The organism is Pseudomonas sp. P5_B2 (assembly GCF_056400445.1).
The window spans coordinates 1-1,325 of sequence record NZ_JBFULH010000912.1; the positions used below are offsets into that span (position 1 = coordinate 1).

Here is a 1,325-nt window from a genome sequence, read left to right on the forward strand (position 1 = left end):
CGGCAGTGCATTCGCAAGTTTGATCACGTCTGCAAGGCCATCGTAGGCATACACCGCGATCACAGGCCCGAACACTTCTTTCTGCATCACATTCGAGTTGATCGGCGGATTTAACAGCACCGTGGGCGCATAGCAGTTGTGACTCAGCGAACTACCGCCTGAGATCAGACGTGCACCACCGGCAATGGCTTCATCGACCCATTTGCCAACTCGCTCAACTTCGCGCTCGGCGATCAGTGGACCGACGTCGGTATGGATGCTAGCTGGATCACCGACCATCAAAGCATTACCTATATGGCCTAGACGCACCGCGACCTGTGTGGCGATGCTGCGGTGACAGAAAACACGTTGAACGCTGACACATGCCTGTCCAGCGTGCCAGAAACCGCCGCGGGCGATACGTGGCAGGGCGTCGTCAAGGTCAGCGTCAGCAGCGACGATCACCGGCGCCACGCCGCCGTGCTCCAGTGCACAACGAGTGCCAGGGGCAAGGGTCGAACGCAGCATCCAACCGACGGCGGCGGACCCAATGAAGCTAAAGAAACCTAGTTGCGGGTCAGAAACCAACTTGCCGGTAATAGCGTTATCAGTCGGCAGCACCATTTGAGCCCAGCCTTTTGGCAGGCCAGCTTCAGCCAAAATATCGAGCAGGGTCTGGCAACTGAGCGGAGTGTTGGCTGCGGGTTTTACGATCACTGGCGCGCTGACAGCAATGGCCGGTATCACCTGGTGCACAATCAAATTAAACGGATGGTTGAACGCCGAGACCGCGGCGACCACGCCGATAGGTTCGTATTGGGTGAACGCCACACGATTCGCGGAAGTAGCGTTTAAGCCCATGGGGACAACATGACCGGCTTCAGTGCGAAGTACTTCGATGCAGTTGAGGATGCCGTCGATGCCGCGCTCTACTTCAGTGATGGAGTCCTTCAACGGCTTGCCGCCTTCGTTGGCGGCCTGGATCGCAATCTGTACCTTGCGCGTACTGATTAACTCGGCGGCGCGGTGCAGGATTTCTATGCGCTTTGGTTTTGACAGCCACTGGTTACGGTCGCGGAAAATACTATGCGCGACAGCCAGCGCCTGCTCCACATCTGCCAGGGTAGAGACCTCCACTTTGCCAATGACAGTGCCATCGTAAGGGGAGTGTACAGCCAGGGTTTGTTCAGACATTGGGCTCACCTATCCATTAACGCGATACGCAATGCCCTAGCCAAAGTGAGCAGGTTTCGCCGCCTACTCTGGTCTGGGGGGTAATCATCCAAGCGGTAACCTATCCCGCGTACGGCGGGTAGTCGATATAGCCTTCGGCTTCGCCCTGATAG

At 57.1% G+C, this 1,325-nt stretch carries 1 protein-coding gene; it reads right to left on the reverse strand.

Annotated features, from left to right (window positions below; translation table 11 throughout):
* Positions 1-1,173 (reverse strand): aldehyde dehydrogenase family protein (locus AC1DRJ_RS27935; protein ID WP_477804991.1); only part of this gene is annotated, 1,173 nt, incomplete at its 3' end.
* Positions 1,174-1,325: the final 152 nt, after the last annotated feature.